Source organism: Mesorhizobium sp. 2RAF45 (assembly GCF_052115225.1).
Classification (GTDB): domain Bacteria; phylum Pseudomonadota; class Alphaproteobacteria; order Rhizobiales; family Rhizobiaceae; genus Mesorhizobium; species Mesorhizobium jarvisii.
This window is the reverse complement of record NZ_JBFRGG010000003.1, coordinates 1-16,051: the sequence shown is the minus strand read 5'-3', so window position 1 is coordinate 16,051 and position 16,051 is coordinate 1. Positions and strand designations below refer to the sequence as shown.

The following is a 16,051-nucleotide window of genomic DNA, read 5'->3' as shown; positions in this document are numbered from 1 at the left end:
AGGGTGCCCCGCGAACGCCAGACTTCGTCATCCGAGGGCGAAGCAAGGAGCGCAGCGACGCGGCGCAGACCATAGGATCCGTGCCGTGACTTTCGAGCGCCGCTGCGGTGCATAATTCTGCTCCGTTGCGCCCTTCGTCCAACGTCACGGAATGGATCCTCGGGTCTCCGCGACGCCGCTACGCGGCTGCTCCGCCCGTGGATGACGAAGGATCGGCTATTCAACAACCGTCGGCGCCGCCCCCTACGAACGACAATTTTTGCTTTTGCGCTTGCCACGCAAATCCATACCGCAAACAGCCACGGAATTGACAAGCCATTCCGCGTGTTCGAGGGTAAGTATAGTATCCTTATCGACATGAGGGATTGGAGGCGACGATGAGCGAGCACCCCACCACCATGATCGTTCACGGCATGCGTCGGCTGAAGGCACCACATCAGTCGGCGCGCGACACGGCGGACCTGCGGGAAACCATTTGCCGCCTCTTCGCCATCGAGATGCATTTCTGTGCTCTTATTGGCACAAAGGCCTGACAAAATGGCTATTGCGGCTTGAAAACGAAGCAAATTCAACGTTTCTCGGCTTGTACATCATGTCACTAGAATTTATGTGTCATGAATGCTTGGACGCGGCGGGGAGGCTCGCCAGGCGTTTCGCAACGGATGGCCTCGTGCCATCGCATGACAGAGAAACGTTCGGTCAATGCTCACCAAAAAAGGCAAGTACGGCCTCAAGGCGCTGGTCCACCTCGCGCATATGCCGGCCGGGCAACTGGCCTTCGTCAACGACATCGCGACCGGCAACAACATTCCGAAGAAATTTCTCGACGCCATACTGGGCGAGCTGCGCAATGCCGGTTTCGTCCAGAGCCGCAAGGGCAAGGATGGCGGCTACCGCCTGGCGCGGCCGGCCGACGAGATCAAGGTCGGCCATGTCGTGCGCGTCCTCGACGGGCCGCTGGCGCCAATTCCCTGCGCCAGCCGCACGCAATATCAGCGCTGTGAAGACTGCAACGAGGCGACATGCCAAGTCCGACATCTGATGCTCGAGGTCCGGCAGGCGATCGCCGAGGTGCTCGACCAGCGCAGCCTCGCCGAAATGCGCGACATCGTCCTCGACGACCTTACGGTCGCGAGGGCTATCGACGAGCTACCAGTGAAGGTCCAGGCCTGACGCCTCCCGTCCTGCGGAGGCGCGCATGAGTGGCCGCGCGAACTCGATCATCATCGTCGGCGGCGGCGCCTCGGGCGTCGTGATGGCCGCGCATCTCCTGAAATCACCCAATCCGGATCTGCGCGTCACACTGATCGAAAAGCGCCCGCATTTCGGTCAAGGCATCGCCTATTCGACGCTGCTGTCGGCCCATGTCTTGAATGTCAGCGCCGCCGGCATGAGCGCCTATGCCGACGACCCCGGCAATTTCTGGCGCTGGTTGCAGGGACGTGGCCTTGTAGACCAGGAGCAGACGCCGCAAACACCCTTCTACGCGCCGCGCAGCCTCTATGCCCGCTATCTCGGCGAGCTGCTCGACGAGCTCGAAGCGCGCGAGCAGCCGACCGGACGGCTGCGCCTGATCCACGAAGAGAGCCTGTCGATCACGCCGACCGCGTCGGGCGTCGAGGTGGCGCTTGCCAACGGCACCAGCGTCGTCGCCCATCTGGCCATACTCGCCACCGGCCATGACGAACAGCCGGCGCAAGGCCATGCGATCCGCATGGGCTCGGAGGCCGACACCGCGCTCGACGCCGAAAGCCGCGTCATGGTGCTGGGCACCGGCCTCAGCATGGTCGATGCGTTCCTGGCGCTGGAACAGCGCGGCCACACGGGCGAGATCGTCGCGGTGTCGCGGCGCGGCCTGCTGCCGTCGCCGCACCGCAAGGGCAATCCGATCAAGCTCGACGTCGCCGACATTCCGCTCGGCACCCAGCTTTCCTATTTCGTCGGCTGGTTCCGCGACCTGATCCGCGAGAACCAGAAGGCCGGCATCGACTGGCGCGACGTGGTCGATGGTCTGAGGCCGTTCAACCAGAAGATCTGGCAGAACTGGCCGGCTTCGGCCAAGCGCCGGTTCGTCGAGCACACCAAGGCCTGGTGGGACATCCACCGCCATCGCATGGCGCCGGAAGTCTACGCCAAGGTGACGCAAGCCGTGCAGGCCGGCCGCATCCGGCTTGTCGCCGGGCGCGTCGTCGGCATCGTGCCAAGCGAGGCTTTCAGCGTCGACATCCAGTCGCGCCACAGCCAGCTTGTCGAGACTTTAGACGTCGCCCGTATCTATGATTGCTCGGGCATCGTGCGGGACATTTCGACCTCGTCGAACAGCGTGGTGCGCTCCCTGGTCGACCGCGGGCTCGCGCGGCCGGATCCGATGCGCATCGGCCTCGACGTCTCGGCCAATTGCGAGATCATCGCCAGCGACGGCACGGTCTCGCGCAAGATCCTCGCCGTCGGCCCGCTGACGCGCGGCACCTTCTTCGAGATCGACGCCATTCCCGACATCCGCGTCCAGTGCGCGCGGCTGAGCAAGCAGTTGCTGGGATAAATGCCGGCTGGCGCTCAGCCGCCTAGCGCCTCGCAGACCAGGCGCGCGGTCTCGGCGCCGGAGAAATTCTGCTGGCCGGTGATCAGATTACCGTCGCGCACGGCGAAGCCGCGCCACAGCCCGGCCTGGACATAGTTGGCGCCGATCGCCTTCAACTCGTCCTCGATGCGCCAGGGCATCAGGTGCTTGCCGCGCTCGAGCGCGCCCATCTCCCACGTCGCCTTGTCGGCGAAATCCTCCTCGGCATTGGCGAAACCGGTCACGGTCTTGCCGGCGGCGAGCAGCGCCCCATCGGCGCGCCTGGCGTAACGCAGGATGGCGGTGCCGTGGCAGAGTGCGGCGGCCACCTTGCCGGCCTCATGGAAGGCGACGAAGGTCCGTTGCAGGTCGGTCGCGCTCTCGTAAGAGAACATCGGCGCCTGGCCGCCGGCAACCACGATCGCGTCAAAGCTGCCGACATCGATCTCCGCCGCCTGCCGCGTGGTCTCGACCAGGGCCGCGAGTTTCGGGCTCGACAGGAAGCCGAGCGAGATGAGATCGGTTTCGGAATAACCCGAGGGATCACGCGGATCGCTCAGCGCGTCGGCCTCGCATCTGCCGCCCTCGGGCGAGAAGATTTCCACCGCATAGCCGCGCTCGGTGAAGGCGAACCAGGGATGCTTCAACTCGCTCCACCAGAAGCCGACCGGCCATCCTGTCGTGGTCGATATGGCCGGATTGGCGATGACGATGGCCACACGTTTCGGCTTGCGTGCATTGACCGGATTGGCATCCCTGACGCTCATCTTCGCTCTCCCTCATGAAACTGTCGCCGACAAAGCCGGGCCCGGCAATCTGGCCACATGGCCGGGCAAAATCCGCTTCCGTCGCGGCGGCGCCTTGCCTACGATGGTGCCATGACACAACGCGGTAGACTCTATGGCTGCCCGGTCGAGTTCGCGCTCGACGCGCTCGGCGGCAAATGGAAAACGGTGATCATCGCGCGCATCAAGCAAGGGCCGCTGCGCTATTCCGAACTGCGCCGGCTGATCCCGTCGCTGTCCGACAAGATGCTGACGCAGCGCCTGGCCGATCTCGTCGAGATCGGCTTCGTGGTGCTCGAGACGTCGCCCGACGGCAAGGCGCGCTACGCCTTGACCGAGCGCGGCCAAGATCTGGCCGCAGCGCTCCAGGCGCTCTACGACTGGGGCAGCGTGCATGGCCGCGCCGAGGGTGTGCGCTTCCGCAGTGATATCGAGGCGGCGGCCTAGCAACTTTTGTCCCTCACGCCGCATCGGCAAGCGCGCCGCAAAAGCCGGCGACATCGGTGATGACGGCCTCGCCGAGGAAACGCAGCGTCGCCATCGAGCGGTCGCGCGCTTCCTGGTTGCCGAAGCCGCAGGCGTCTTCGATCACCACAGCCGTAAAACCATTGTCGGTCGCCTGGCGCACGCTCGGCTCGATGCCGATCTCCATGGCGATGCCGGCAAGGGCGACGGCGCGCACGCCGCAATCGCGCAAGGCGAAGCCCAGGGCGGTGGAATCGAAGGCCGACATGGTCAGCTTGTCGAACACGGCTTCGTCGGCGCGAGGCGCCAGTTCGGGGACAATTCTCGTCGCTTCGGCGTCGCGCAGGAACCATGGCTCTACCGCGTCGGGACTGTCGCGCCGCTGCCAGGCCATGGCGGTGCGCAATTGGGTGGCGCCCATCCATTTGCGCGGCAAGGAGAGATGGCGCGTGAACGCCACCCGCATGCCGGCCGAGCGGGCGGCTTCGAGCACAATACCTGTGCGCTCGACGATATCGGCCGCGCCGGCGACCTGGCGGCAGATGCCGACCTGCATGTCGTAGACCACCAGCGCCACGCGGCTGGGATCACACCATTCGGCCAGGTTGGCTGGAACCTCTATGCCTTCGCTCGACCGGATCATGCCGCGGTCCGGTCCCAGGGTTGGGCGATGTCAACGCCGGGGTCGAACAGATATTCGAGCGGCAGCGGCGCCGGATCGAAGGCGAGAAAATGCCACTCGAGCAGCCCGGCCTTCGACAGCGGGAAGTCGTCCGTATAGCGCCTTGTCTCCTCGACGCTATCGAGCTCGAAGACGATGATGACGCCGCCGAGATCGGCGCGGGCATAGTTTTCGCGCACGATGCCGGCCTTCCACAGCCGCCAGACATTCGACACCTCGTCGCGCAGATAGGGTTTCAAATCATCGAGTGTGACGCCGGGCTTGAAGTTGTCATAGGCGATGATCTTCATCGGCTGTCTCCTCTTGGCATGTCAGGATCGCGCGGCCTGCTTGTTTCGGCCTGCATCCCGTTCGGCTAGCATGTCGAAAATGGCGGCTTCAACGAACGAGATGGTTCATTGAACGAGCCGGCCGGTTGCCCTTTCGTGGCGCGTGGCATCCAGCGGAGAGGAGACAACAATGGCCATCGAGCGGCTGAACCCGAAGGGCATGCACAGCAACCCGGCCTATTCGCAGGGCGTGGCGCTGCCGGCCTCGGCCCGCATCATACTGATCGGCGGCCAGAACGGCATCGACGCCAATGGCCAGATCGTCGGCAAGGGCGACATCGCGGCGCAGACCGCGCAGGCGCTGGCCAATCTGGCGATGGTGCTCGATGCCGGCGGCGCCAGGCCGGAAGACCTCGTCCGCCTGTCGATCTACATTGTCGGCGACGCCGACATCAGGCCGGCCTTCGGCGCCTGGATGGCATTTTGGGGCGATCGCGGGCCGCCGCCGGTGGTGACAGGCATACGCGTGCTCGGCCTCGCCAATCCGGATTTCCTGATCGAGATCGAGGGGCAGGCGGCGATCGTGTAGAAGCCCTGCTTTGGTGCCATGGGGGATGAGCAGCTGCCGCTTGGAATTTCATTCCTCGTCTGGCCGGCTGATTGGCACGTTCTATCTTCTTTCCCGCGACAAACGGCTGGAAAAGAGGCTACGCTGCCGCTCTGCCCCCGAGCCGGTTGCTTGATCAGGGAGCTTCGATATGAGCGAGCACGGAAAAGCTGCGCCAGGCAGCCCGGATGGCCAATCCTCGCGCCTGCGGCCGCCTTACAAGTCGGTTCTCGATCTGATCGGCCAGACGCCGGTGGTCGAGCTGACCAAGTTCGACACCGGCAAATGCCGGCTGTTCATCAAACTCGAAAGCCAGAATCCCGGCGGCTCGATCAAGGACCGCATCGCGCTGTCGATGATCGCGGCGGCCGAGAGTGAGGGCAGGCTCAAGCGGGGCGGCACCATCGTCGAGGCGACCGCCGGCAATACCGGCCTCGGCCTTGCCCAGGTCGGCATCCCCAAGGGCTACCGCATCGTGCTGGTCGTGCCCGACAAGATGTCGCGTGAAAAGATCCAGCATCTGCGCGCGCTGGGCGCCGAGGTGCGCATGACCCGCTCGGATGTCGGCAAGGGTCACCCGGAATATTATCAGGACATGGCCGAGAAGATCGCGGCGGAGGTGCCCGGCGCCTTCTATGCCAACCAGTTCGCCAATCCGGCCAACCCGCTGGCGCATGAGACGACCACCGGCCCGGAGATCTTCTCGCAGCTTAACAGTGATGTCGACGCGGTGGTCGTCGGCGTCGGCTCGGGCGGTACGCTGACCGGGCTAGGCCGCTACTTTGCCGAGGTGTCGCCGAAGACCGAAATGGTGCTGGCCGATCCGGTCGGCTCGGTGCTGGCGCCCTTGATCAAGACCGGCAAGATGGAAGAGGCCGGCAGCTGGACGGTGGAGGGCATAGGCGAGGATTTCGTACCGCCCAATGCCGACCTGTCGCTGGTGAAGAAAGCCTATTCGATATCAGACAAGCAAAGCATGCTGGCGGTGCGCGATCTCCTATCGCGCGAAGGCATTCTGGCCGGCTCGTCCTCGGGCACGCTTTTGTCGGCCGCCTTGCGCTATTGCCGCGAGCAGACGGTGCCCAAGCGCGTCGTCACCTTCGTCTGCGACAGCGGCAACAAATACCTGTCGAAGGTGTTCGACGATTTCTGGCTGGCCGAGCAAGGGCTGGCCGAGCACGAGCAGCATGGCGATCTGCGCGACCTCGTGATGCGCTCGCACCGCACCGGCGACACGGTCTATGTCGGCCCGGACGAAAGCCTGCTCAACGCCTATGGCCGCATGCGCCGCTCCGATGTCTCGCAGCTGCCGGTTCTGGAAGATGGCAAGCTGATCGGCATCGTCGACGAGAGCGATATTCTGGCGAAAGTCGACGGCCCCTATGACGGCCGCTGGGAGCGCTTCAACGGGCCCGTGCGCACGGCGATGACCTCCAATCTGCACACGCTGCAGGCCAGCCAGACGCTGGATGCACTGCTGCCGGTGTTCGACCGCAACGAGGTCGCCATCATCTTCGACGGCGACGAGTTCGTCGGCCTGATCACCCGCATCGACCTGATCAACCATTTGAGGCGCGCACGATGACCAGCCACACACCACCACCATCGGGCAAGAACCGCCTGGCCTTCTCCACGCGCACCATCCATGGCGGCCAGAGCCACGACCCGCTGACCGGCGCGGTGATGGTGCCGATCTACGCGACCTCGACCTACGGCCAGCAGTCGCCCGGCGTGCACAAGGGGTTCGAGTACGCCCGCAGCCAGAACCCGACGCGCTTTGCCTTCGAGCGCGCGGTGGCCGATCTTGAAAGCGGAACGGCCGCCTTCGCTTTCGCCTCCGGCCTGGCGGCGATCTCGACGGTGCTGGAGCTGCTCGACAGCGGCGCCCATATCGTCGCCACCGACGACATCTATGGCGGGTCCTTCCGACTGATGGAGCGGGTGCGCAAGCGCTCGGCGGGTCTGCAGGTCTCTTTCGTCGACTTCACCGACCTTGCCGCCGTGGAGGCGGCGATCCGCCCGGAGACGAAGCTGCTGTGGGTCGAGACGCCGACCAACCCGCTGCTGCGCATCGTCGATCTCGAAGGTGTCGCCGCGCTGGCCAAGCGCAAGAGCGTCCTCACTGTCGCCGACAACACGTTCTGCAGCCCCTATATCCAGCGGCCGCTGGAACTGGGCATCGATATCGTCGTGCACTCAACGACAAAGTATCTCAACGGCCATTCCGACATGGTCGGCGGCGTCGCTGTCGTCGGCGACAACAAGGAAATGGCGGCCCAGCTGAAATTCCTGCAGAACGCCGTCGGCGCCATATCGGGCCCGTTCGACAGTTTCCTCGCGCTGCGCGGCCTGAAGACGCTGGCGCTCCGGATGGAGCGCCATTCCGACAACGGGCTAAAGATCGCGCAGTGGCTGGAAGCGCGAAAAGATGTGCGCCGCGTGATCTATCCAGGCCTCGCCAGCCACCCGCAGCATTCCATCGCCGTCCAGCAGATGCATGCTTTCGGCGGCATGATATCAGCTGTGCTCGACCGCGATCTCGCCGGAACCAAACGCTTCCTCGAACGCACGCAGTTGTTCACGCTGGCCGAAAGCCTCGGCGGCGTGGAGAGCCTGATCGAGCATCCGGCGCTGATGACGCATGGGTCCATTCCCGCCGAGAAGCGCGACGAGATCGGCATTTCGGATTCGCTGGTGAGGCTGTCGGCGGGGATCGAGGATGGCGATGACCTGATCGCCGATCTGGAGCAGGCGCTGGGGGGATAGGGGAGGGTGGGTTTCGCTGCGCATCCGATCGTTGCTCAACCCGTTGCTAGTGGGGACTATCAGCTTGGAGCAGCAAGCGTCTAACCTGCCACCGCGGACGCTGCCGCGTCGTGCTTCGCCTTCTCGATTTCCTTGTTAAACTTCTGAAATGCATCATCCAACGCGCCGGAAAAAGCAGTTGTAAGGTGCCGAAAGAAGACCGCCCACTGATTGAAAACTGTTGAGCCTACACCAGCATTCTGAGAGATCGAATGTACGATTCCGTTCCGGAGTTCGTAAAACTCGGATACGCGCCGCTGAAGGGTTATATTGAACTGATCCTTCGATGGAGTATTCAGAGCATCTCGAAGCGGTTTGGACTTATGCATCAGTTCTCCAAGCTTTGTTATACCCACTCTGCCGCAAAGCTCTGCCATAGTATCGAATCTCATATTGTTTTCGTGCTCAGACACCAGTTTTGCTTGGAACGACAGCATGTTGGTGCCGATCGGGTAATCGATTAACGCGTGTAGAACGGGCTCTGCCAAACCGGCCCATCCGGGAAAACCTTTTGGTTTGATTCGTGACAATTTTCCCGAGCCGGATCTCCAGTAGGTATCTACTAACTTATCCTTGAATTCACTCTTCAGAAACGCATATTCGACGATCACACTCTTGGCATACTCCTCCACCTGTTGCCGAACATACTCTTCAAAATGTGCAGCTAATAATACAATAGCTGCGGCGGCCATAGTATTTTTCCCGCCCGCTGGAACCAGAGGTAAAGCGGCACCAGCCACAAGAGTCGGAGCAAGGGCGTCTTGGAGCGACGACACGTCAATCGTCTTGACTAAAATCTCGAGGATAGACGCCTGCCTGTCGAATTCGGAGTCGGCAACTTTGAAATCAGGCATTTTGGATGCAAGCCTTAAAAAGCTGCTCCATGGCAGATATTCTCGCTCGGATGTCGGCTGCCGTGTTGGCGCGTCCTGTAAACTGCTCAATCTTCTCCGGGCTATCCAATGCAGCCCAATACGCAGCTTGAATCGCTTGTTTTGCAGCGGCAAGGTCATTTCGCTTTGCCCAGAGTCGGTCAATCGCGATCATTACCGCATCGTACATACTCTCCGATCGTCGTTCCGTGTCGCCGGGCGATAGGCGGAAAGGCGCTCCATCGAAAAGTGCGTCAGCGAAGATCAGTCTTTCGGAAAATTGCTTAGAAATTATGCTCCCTTGCGCGGAAGTCATGTCTAGGTTGGCCTCCATGCATTTATCGAGGATAGAACGCATTGATCCCTTGATGCCCTTGCCGTTCTGAAGAGCAAAGTATCTAAGAACAATCTGGCAATCGCCCATGGTCTGGTAGAGAGCATTTTTCTTTCTCTCAGGACTCTCATAGTCTGCCTCGGTGTATTCCGCGCTGTAAGGGGGGATTCCCCAAATGTTGGTAAAGGCCGGAGTTCTTGTCAAACTGATGATGGTATCATTGAATACACCAGAATAGACCGCATTGCGAATCTCTTGGGCGTTGAGCTTTTTTCCGCCTGTATTAAGTCGCTCGAAAACAAATTTCTTTAATTCAAGCACACGATTTGTGTTGGCGTCCCTCAATGAGGCGCGAGATTCTTTCAAAAGCACAATGGCGGAAAGCGAGGCCCTCTCGAGTGTACGTTTCGTGCGAGGTGGGAGAGTCGCATAGGTGCGGCCCACTAATGGCGCCAGAACGCCTAACGACGACAATTTGAACTGATTGGCAAAGAACTCGCGAATCGCGAGAAGCCTTTGCTGGCCATCCATTACCTCATATCGTGCAAAATCACCTTCAAATAGAAAGATTGGCGGGACAGGTATGTTTAGCAAAAACGATTCAATCAGCAATGACTTCTGTTTATTCGTCCATCTTGATCGCCTCTGGTATTCTGGCCTCAAGTTTACGGTTTTCGATTCGTCGACGACGTCTTTTATCTGTGGCAATAGAAAATTATTTGTTTGATATATGGCTCTGAATGGCGAGTCGACGATTGATTTCTCGATCTCATCCACCGTCTTAAATGAAATCACATTGAAATCGGCATCAGCTTCTTCTGCGTCATCCAATTCCTCGAATAGCGGATCGTCATCTTCATCTTTGCTGCCTATTGAACCCACTATGTCGTCTCCCTTGTGGTAGTAGCGGCTAAAGTGCGGTGTTATGCAACAAATGGCTCTCGCAGGACAGGTGCCGATCGTCCCTCTCTTTTACGAGTCGTACTTCAACGAACGCCGACGCTATCCTCGTCCTACGTCGGCCGCTAGATAGCTGAGTGCACTTGTGCGGCTCCAGCAGGTACTATCGGTAGGTTGGCCCAGCCGGAGGCAAACGACGCCATGAACAACCCGCGCGAACCCGAAAAACCCACCGAACCCCTGACCTTCGCGGTGCTGGTGTTTCCTGGCTTTCCGATGATGGCGTTCAGTTCCGTCATCGAGCCGCTGCGCGCCGCCAATGTTCTGGCGAAGCGGCAATGCTATCGCTGGATCATCGTCGGCGGCACGAAAGGGGCGGTCGAGGCCTCGAACGGCGTCGTCATCCAGCCGGGGTTCTACGCCGAGGATGCGCCGAAGGTCGACCGCATCGTCGTCTGCTCGGGCGGCGATGCCGACCATCTCGTCGCCGAGGACGCGGCAAGCTGGATCCGCCGCAGCCTGCGCAATGGCGCGCATATCGGCGCGGTGGCGGATGCGGCGTTCTTCCTGGCGCGCGCCGGCCTGCTCGACGGCCATGCCTGCACCTTGCACTGGACCAGCCAGGCCGCCTTCACCGAGGCGTTCCCCAACATCGAGCTGCGCCGCGATCTCTATGTCATCGACCGCAAGCGCTTCACCTCGGCCGGCGGCGTCGGTAGTCTCGACATGATGCTGGAGATCATCACCCGCGACTATGGCGCCGAGCTTGCCGCCGGCGTCGCCGAATGGTTCGTGCACAGCCAGCTGCGCTCCAGCGTCGACCGCAAGCTGATGCCGCTGAGACTGCGCACCGGCGTGCAGAACGAGCTGGTGCTGTCGGCCATCGCCATCATGGAAGACGCGGTCGAGGAACGGCTCGGCATGGCGGAGCTGACGGCGCGGCTCGGCGTCTCCTCCGACAAGCTCGAGCGCAGCTTTCGCTCCGAACTCGCCATCTCGCCCAATGGCTACTACCGGCGGCTCAGGCTCAAGCGCGCCGCCGACCTCTTGGCGCATTCGACGCTCGCCGTGCGCGACGTGGCGCTCGCCTGCGGCTTTGCCTCGATGTCGAGCTTTGCCCGGGCTTTTCGCGAGGAGCATGGCCATCCGCCGAAGCTGGCGCGACGGCACTAGAGTCAGAACTCAACCCTCTGCTTGTAGCCAACGGGGCGGAGAGGGATGCGCTTAGTTCTCGACGATAAAGGTACCGTCTGTGTCTTGGTAGACGAACAACTCGACGGCGTCGTGTTTTTGGCGGTCGATCGAAATCGCGACGAAGTCATCCCCACCCAAGTGGAGCGTAATCCTTTCATCGGTGGATGTAACGCGTTCGATATACGAACCGCCTGCATTGTCACGCATGTGCAGCGACACTTCTGTATAGACGGTAAGCCCAGTGCCGTCGGAGAAAAGAACGCTGATCCCGAACCCCGGCTCGCTCCTCTCAACGGAGCGGATCGATTTGCCGATCATTCTTTCGCTGAAGGTTTGCACAGCACTCTTCCCATCGGTGCCAATCGCGGCTTCATAGCTCCGTCCGGCCAATTCACATGCAAACAATATCCGCGAATGACGCATGGCCCGCAATGGGCGATTGGCAGTAGTTCAGTCGCTAGCCCTTGGGGGAGCCACTGCGGCCTCTAGAGCATTTCTATCACTCGGTGATGGCCGTCAGCAAAAGATCGAAGTCGATCGCTCGGTTGATGGGCACTGGGTCTAGGGTGTAGCGGCATCCCGCACAACATATACGGTTTTCCGCACAATGCCTCCGCCACTCCTGCGCCATGGTCTGGGCTCGCAACCGACCCAAGGCCGAACCCCATGAGCATCGTCGTATTCGACCCCGACAGCACCGAGGACGTCGACTTCAAGGACCGCATGCGCCACCCGGCGGCGGCTGATCCGGCCGGCGGCATGTGGCTGTCTGACACCGAGCCATCCTTCATCGACGCCGATGCCTTGCGCAAGGGCCGGCTGGCCAAATTGAGGGGCTGGATGCGCGACGCCGGCTATGGCGGGGTGGTGCTGTTCGACCCGTACAACCAGCGCTACGCCACCGGCTCGCGCAACATGTTCGGCTACTTCCTGCGCAATTCGACCCGTTACTTCTTTATCCCGACCCAAGGGCCGATCGTGCTGTTCGAGTACCCGCAGAGCTACCATGTCTCGATGGTGCTCGACACGATCGACGAGGCGCGTCCGTCCAAGCTGGTGTGGTCGTCGGTTTCGGGCCGCGACGACGAAACCGCCGGCCCCTTCGCCGACGAGATCGCCGAACTCCTGAAGAAGCATGGCGGGGGTTCGATGAAGCTCGGGCTCGACCGCTGCAGTCATCTGCAGGCGCTCGCCCTGGAAAAGCGCGGCTGCGAGGTCAAGGATTGCCAGGGCGAGATCCTGGCAGTGCGCGCGGTGAAGACCCCAGAGGAGGTCAAATGCCTGCAAGTGTCGATGGCCGGCGCCGAGGCCGCCGTCTATGCAGTGCGTGAGGCGATCAAGCCCGGCGTTTCCGAAAACGATTTGTTCGCCATCATGTATGGCGAGGTCATCCGCCAGGGCGGCGAGTTCATCGAGACGCGGCTGTTGACCTCAGGCCAGCGCACCAATCCCTGGTTCAACGAGGCGAGCGGCCGCAAGATCCGGCCGGGCGAGCTGCTCGCGCTCGATACCGACACGATCGGCTGCTACGGCTATTATTCGGATTTCTCGCGCACCTTCCGCTGCGGGCCGGGCAAGCCGACCGATTACCAGAAGTCGCTCTACCGCATGGCGCACGACCAGGTTCAGCACAACATCTCGATCGTCAAACCCGGCATGGCGTTTCGCGAAATCGCCGAGAAGGCGTGGAAGATCCCGGACCGCTTCGTCGACCAACGCTATACTTCGGTGATGCATGGCGTCGGCATGCATGGCGAGACACCGTTCATCGCGCATGCCATGGATTACGAGACCTATGGCCGCGACGGCCATATCGTGCCAGGCATGGTGGTGAGCGTGGAAAGCTATATTGGCGAAAAGGGCGGCCGCGAGGGCGTCAAGCTGGAGGACGAGATCCTGATCACCGAGACGGGCACGGAGCTTCTGTCGCGCTTTCCCTATGAGGACGAGTTTTTGGCGTGAAGGCTCCCATCTCCATCAAGCGCGGCACGGTGGCCGCCGTGTTCATAGACCTGCAGGAAGAGCACCGGCAGGACAAGCGCTACCTCGTCGAGGGCTTTGCCGGCATCCTCGCCAATGTCCAGCGGCTGCAAGAAGCGGCGCGCGCCAATCACGTGCCGCTCCAGCACTGGGCCTATATCGTCGATCTCGACAAGCAGGACCGGCCCTTTCATCCGCTCGGTGCCGACGGCAAGTCGGCCTTCTCAGACAAGAGCGATCCGCTGACCGAGATCTGCCGTGAGGTAGCGCCGGCCAGGGACGAGGCGCTGCTGATCAAGGCCGAGGCCAGCGCGTTGCGCAGCGGTCCGGCGGCCGATCGGCTCAAGGCCTGCGGCATCGAATGGCTTGTGGTCGCCGGCGTCTGGACCGAAGCCTGTATCGACGCCACCGTAAAGGACGCCGTGGCGAAGGGATTTCGCGTGCTGCTGGTCAAGGATGCCTGCGGCAGCGGCAGCGCGGCCATGCACCAGACCGGCATCCTCAACCTCGCCAACCGGCTCTATGGCGGCGCGGTCACCGACACGGACGGCGCCTGCCGGCTGCTGGCCGGCGAGACCGTCACCGCCTGGCAGGTCGAGGGGTCGGTGCCGCTGCGCTTCACCTTCGACAATGCGGCGGCGCTCTACGCCGATCTATGACGGCAGACCGACACCGCGGCAAATATGAAACACGGCTCGACCCGGCGCTGTGGGCCTATATCGACAGCGTCAACGCCTGGTACCCGCCCGAGGTGATCGGCCTGCCGATCGACAAGCAGCGCGCGGTCTATGACAGGATGTGCCGGGCTTTCCATCAGGGCCGTCCGCCGGGGGTCAAGGCCAGCGATGGCCTGGTCGCCGCTTCGGGCCACAGCATCCCGATCCGCCACTACCAGCCCGCCGGCAAGGCAGCGCGGGCCATGGTGCTCTATTTCCATGGCGGCGGCTTCATCCTCGGCGGGCTCGACAGCCATGACGACATCTGTGCCGAGATCTGCGCCGGCACCGGCTTCGACGTGGTGTCGGTCGACTACGGGCTGGCGCCCGAGCATGTGCACCCCGCCGCCTTCGACGATGCGATGGCCGCCTTCGCATGGGCGGCGACGTCGGGCCTGCCGCTGGTGCTGTGCGGCGAGAGCGCCGGCGGCAATCTGGCGGCGGCCGTGGCGCAGGCGACGCGCCAGCATATCAGAGCCGCGATCGGCCAGGTGCTGATCTATCCCGGCCTCGGCGGCGATGAGGCAGCCAGCTCCTATGTCGAGCATGCCGAGGCGCCACTGCTGTCCGTCGGCGACATCGCCTTCTATCGCAACGTCCGCTCGGCCAAGCGGCAATCGCCCGACGACCCGACCTTCTCGCCGTTGCGCGACAACGATTTTTCGGGCCTGCCGCCGACGGTGATCATCACGGCCGAGTGCGACCCGCTATCGTCCGATGGCGAAACCTACCGCGACCGCATCGTTGCGGCCGGCGGCAAGGCATGGTGGCATGAAGAGAAGCGCCTGGTGCACAGTTTCCTGCGCGCCCGCACCACGGTGCCGGCCGCGGCGGAGGCGTTCGCGCGCATCATCGCGGCGATTGCATCGCTGGGGCGGAGCGAGTGGCCGTATTGAGTGTTTGTCCTACGACGCCGCAACGCTCTTTTCGGAGGAATTGGCTTTCAGCCAGAGCGCCTTTTCGCCGAGTGTCGCGACCATGGCGGCATGCGCCGCGCGCTCGGCATCGGTCAGGCGCGCCGGCAGCGGCCTCGGGCGCTCGGCGACGATGATCTCGATGTGGCGGACATTCTCGCCCTGCGCCGGCGCGGTGGCGCTGTCGAGGATGAGCGCCGCCTGCTTGCCGCCGATCAGTTCGATGTAGACCTCGGCGAGCAATTCGGAATCGAGCAGCGCGCCGTGCTTGGTGCGCTTCGTGTTGTCGATGCCGTAGCGCCGGCAGAGCGCATCGAGCGAATTGGGGCCCATCGGGTGCTTGCGGCGCGCCAGCGCCAGCGTGTCGACGACACGGCCTGGGTCGACGACGGGATGGCCGAGCCGGCCGAATTCGACATTGAGGAAGCCGATGTCGAACGTGGCGTTGTGCGCGACCAGCTTGGCGCCGTCGGTGAAGGTCAGCCATTCCTCGGCGATGTCGGCAAAGGTCGGCTTGCCCGCGAGATCGGCCGCGCTGATGCCGTGCACGGCCTGCGCCTCCTCATGGATCGCCCGGCCCTGCGGGTTGATATAGTAGTGGAACGTCCTGCCGGTCGGGAAACGGTTGACCAGTTCGACGCCGCCCAGCTCGATCACGCGGTCGTCGCGCGAATCAAGGCCGGTGGTTTCCGTATCGAAGATGATCTCGCGCATCGAATCAGTCCGTTCTAAGCAAGCAGAATCATACAGCGGAACAAAATGGCAATGGCAATGCCTGTTTTCTCTTCTCCCCTTGTGGGAGAAGGTGGATCGGCGCGTAGCGCCGAGACGGATGAGCGACTATCTGAGGTGTCAAGTTGCATTTGCGAATTCGTTACGCGCGTCGCGTGCTTTTGCATTGAGAATGACGAGCAGCTTGCGGGCGAGCGCAATGCGGATGACCATTTTCTCCTTTCCGGCAGTCTGCA

Annotated in this window: 18 protein-coding genes and 1 pseudogene; 11 read left to right on the top strand and 8 right to left on the bottom strand. The window is 62.4% G+C overall.

Translation table 11 applies throughout. The features are described 5' to 3' along the window. Nucleotides 1-377: 377 nt before the first annotated feature. The 3 genes from AB4Z43_RS09465 to AB4Z43_RS09455 all read left to right on the top strand — a co-directional run bounded on the left by AB4Z43_RS09465 (nt 378) and on the right by AB4Z43_RS09455 (nt 2,542). Nucleotides 378-533 carry a hypothetical protein gene (locus AB4Z43_RS09465; protein WP_171903232.1) on the top strand — a complete coding sequence of 52 codons (156 nt, stop codon included), beginning with the start codon at nt 378-380 and terminating at the stop codon, nt 531-533. Nucleotides 534-702: 169 nt separating this feature from the next. After that, the gene (locus tag AB4Z43_RS09460; RefSeq protein WP_064982249.1) at nt 703-1,173 is read left to right on the top strand and encodes an RrF2 family transcriptional regulator; all 471 of its coding nucleotides are present in this window, start codon (nt 703-705) and stop codon (nt 1,171-1,173) included. A gap of 25 nt (nt 1,174-1,198) precedes the next feature. Beyond that, the gene (locus AB4Z43_RS09455) at nt 1,199-2,542 is read left to right on the top strand and encodes an FAD/NAD(P)-binding protein (RefSeq protein WP_441937114.1); all 1,344 of its coding nucleotides are present in this window, start codon (nt 1,199-1,201) and stop codon (nt 2,540-2,542) included. Between the two features lie 14 nt (nt 2,543-2,556). Here the strand turns inward: AB4Z43_RS09455 and AB4Z43_RS09450 are convergent, their stop codons facing one another. After that, nucleotides 2,557-3,327, bottom strand: coding sequence for a type 1 glutamine amidotransferase domain-containing protein (locus tag AB4Z43_RS09450; protein WP_441937112.1), 771 nt, complete (start codon nt 3,325-3,327; stop codon nt 2,557-2,559). Nucleotides 3,328-3,438: 111 nt separating this feature from the next. Here AB4Z43_RS09450 and AB4Z43_RS09445 point away from each other — a divergent pair, with 111 nt between their 5' ends. Next, entirely contained in the window at nt 3,439-3,792 is a 354-nt protein-coding gene (locus tag AB4Z43_RS09445) for a winged helix-turn-helix transcriptional regulator (protein WP_064982314.1), read from the top strand. A 13-nt stretch (nt 3,793-3,805) separates the two neighbouring features. Here AB4Z43_RS09445 and AB4Z43_RS09440 read toward each other — a convergent pair whose 3' ends face one another. Beyond that, on the bottom strand, nt 3,806-4,453 hold the full coding sequence (locus AB4Z43_RS09440; RefSeq protein WP_441937110.1) for a cysteine hydrolase: 648 nt from the start codon (nt 4,451-4,453) through the stop codon (nt 3,806-3,808). Then, complete coding sequence (locus AB4Z43_RS09435) at nt 4,450-4,782, bottom strand: hypothetical protein (RefSeq protein ID WP_441937108.1); 333 nt, start codon at nt 4,780-4,782, stop codon at nt 4,450-4,452. The genes AB4Z43_RS09440 and AB4Z43_RS09435 overlap by 4 nt, the downstream gene beginning before the upstream one ends. A gap of 169 nt (nt 4,783-4,951) precedes the next feature. Between AB4Z43_RS09435 and AB4Z43_RS09430 the strand changes: the two genes are divergently transcribed. The 3 genes from AB4Z43_RS09430 to AB4Z43_RS09420 all read left to right on the top strand — a co-directional run bounded on the left by AB4Z43_RS09430 (nt 4,952) and on the right by AB4Z43_RS09420 (nt 8,134). Next, nucleotides 4,952-5,350 carry a RidA family protein gene (locus AB4Z43_RS09430; protein ID WP_441937106.1) on the top strand — a complete coding sequence of 133 codons (399 nt, stop codon included), beginning with the start codon at nt 4,952-4,954 and terminating at the stop codon, nt 5,348-5,350. A gap of 169 nt (nt 5,351-5,519) precedes the next feature. Then, on the top strand, nt 5,520-6,953 hold the full coding sequence (locus AB4Z43_RS09425; protein ID WP_441937104.1) for a pyridoxal-phosphate dependent enzyme: 1,434 nt from the start codon (nt 5,520-5,522) through the stop codon (nt 6,951-6,953). Beyond that, nucleotides 6,950-8,134: a trans-sulfuration enzyme family protein gene (locus AB4Z43_RS09420; RefSeq protein WP_019862191.1), complete on the top strand. Its 1,185-nt coding sequence runs from the start codon at nt 6,950-6,952 to the stop codon at nt 8,132-8,134. Before AB4Z43_RS09425 ends, AB4Z43_RS09420 begins: the two co-directional genes overlap by 4 nt. 80 nt (nt 8,135-8,214) lie before the next feature. Here the strand turns inward: AB4Z43_RS09420 and AB4Z43_RS09415 are convergent, their stop codons facing one another. After that, nucleotides 8,215-9,027, bottom strand: a complete 813-nt coding sequence (locus tag AB4Z43_RS09415; protein WP_441937103.1) for a HEPN domain-containing protein — start codon at nt 9,025-9,027, stop codon at nt 8,215-8,217. Further along, a complete protein-coding gene (locus tag AB4Z43_RS09410) occupies nt 9,020-10,261 on the bottom strand; it encodes a DUF262 domain-containing protein (RefSeq protein WP_441937101.1) in 1,242 nt (413 codons plus the stop codon). The genes AB4Z43_RS09415 and AB4Z43_RS09410 overlap by 8 nt, the downstream gene beginning before the upstream one ends. A 219-nt stretch (nt 10,262-10,480) precedes the next feature. Between AB4Z43_RS09410 and AB4Z43_RS09405 the strand changes: the two genes are divergently transcribed. Continuing rightward, nucleotides 10,481-11,452 (top strand): GlxA family transcriptional regulator, encoded by a 972-nt coding sequence (locus tag AB4Z43_RS09405; protein WP_441937099.1) that lies wholly within the window; start codon nt 10,481-10,483, stop codon nt 11,450-11,452. Between the two features lie 51 nt (nt 11,453-11,503). Here AB4Z43_RS09405 and AB4Z43_RS09400 read toward each other — a convergent pair whose 3' ends face one another. Beyond that, the gene (locus AB4Z43_RS09400) at nt 11,504-11,812 is read right to left on the bottom strand and encodes a hypothetical protein (RefSeq protein WP_027047565.1); all 309 of its coding nucleotides are present in this window, start codon (nt 11,810-11,812) and stop codon (nt 11,504-11,506) included. A gap of 327 nt (nt 11,813-12,139) precedes the next feature. Between AB4Z43_RS09400 and AB4Z43_RS09395 the strand changes: the two genes are divergently transcribed. Genes AB4Z43_RS09395 through AB4Z43_RS09385 form a run of 3 tightly spaced genes read left to right on the top strand, consistent with a single transcriptional unit; the run spans nt 12,140 to nt 15,065 of the window. Continuing rightward, a complete protein-coding gene (locus AB4Z43_RS09395; protein ID WP_441937096.1) occupies nt 12,140-13,435 on the top strand; it encodes a M24 family metallopeptidase in 1,296 nt (431 codons plus the stop codon). Next, complete coding sequence (locus AB4Z43_RS09390) at nt 13,432-14,112, top strand: isochorismatase family protein (protein ID WP_441937094.1); 681 nt, start codon at nt 13,432-13,434, stop codon at nt 14,110-14,112. Before AB4Z43_RS09395 ends, AB4Z43_RS09390 begins: the two co-directional genes overlap by 4 nt. Continuing rightward, nucleotides 14,109-15,065, top strand: coding sequence for an alpha/beta hydrolase (locus AB4Z43_RS09385; RefSeq protein WP_441937092.1), 957 nt, complete (start codon nt 14,109-14,111; stop codon nt 15,063-15,065). Before AB4Z43_RS09390 ends, AB4Z43_RS09385 begins: the two co-directional genes overlap by 4 nt. Nucleotides 15,066-15,074: 9 nt before the next feature. On the opposite strand, the gene dnaQ is transcribed toward AB4Z43_RS09385, so the two are convergent. Continuing rightward, nucleotides 15,075-15,797 carry a DNA polymerase III subunit epsilon gene (gene dnaQ / locus AB4Z43_RS09380; protein WP_441937090.1) on the bottom strand — a complete coding sequence of 241 codons (723 nt, stop codon included), beginning with the start codon at nt 15,795-15,797 and terminating at the stop codon, nt 15,075-15,077. 138 nt (nt 15,798-15,935) lie between these two features. Beyond that, a pseudogene (locus tag AB4Z43_RS09375) lies at nt 15,936-16,051 on the bottom strand (IS110 family transposase); the annotation flags it as partial.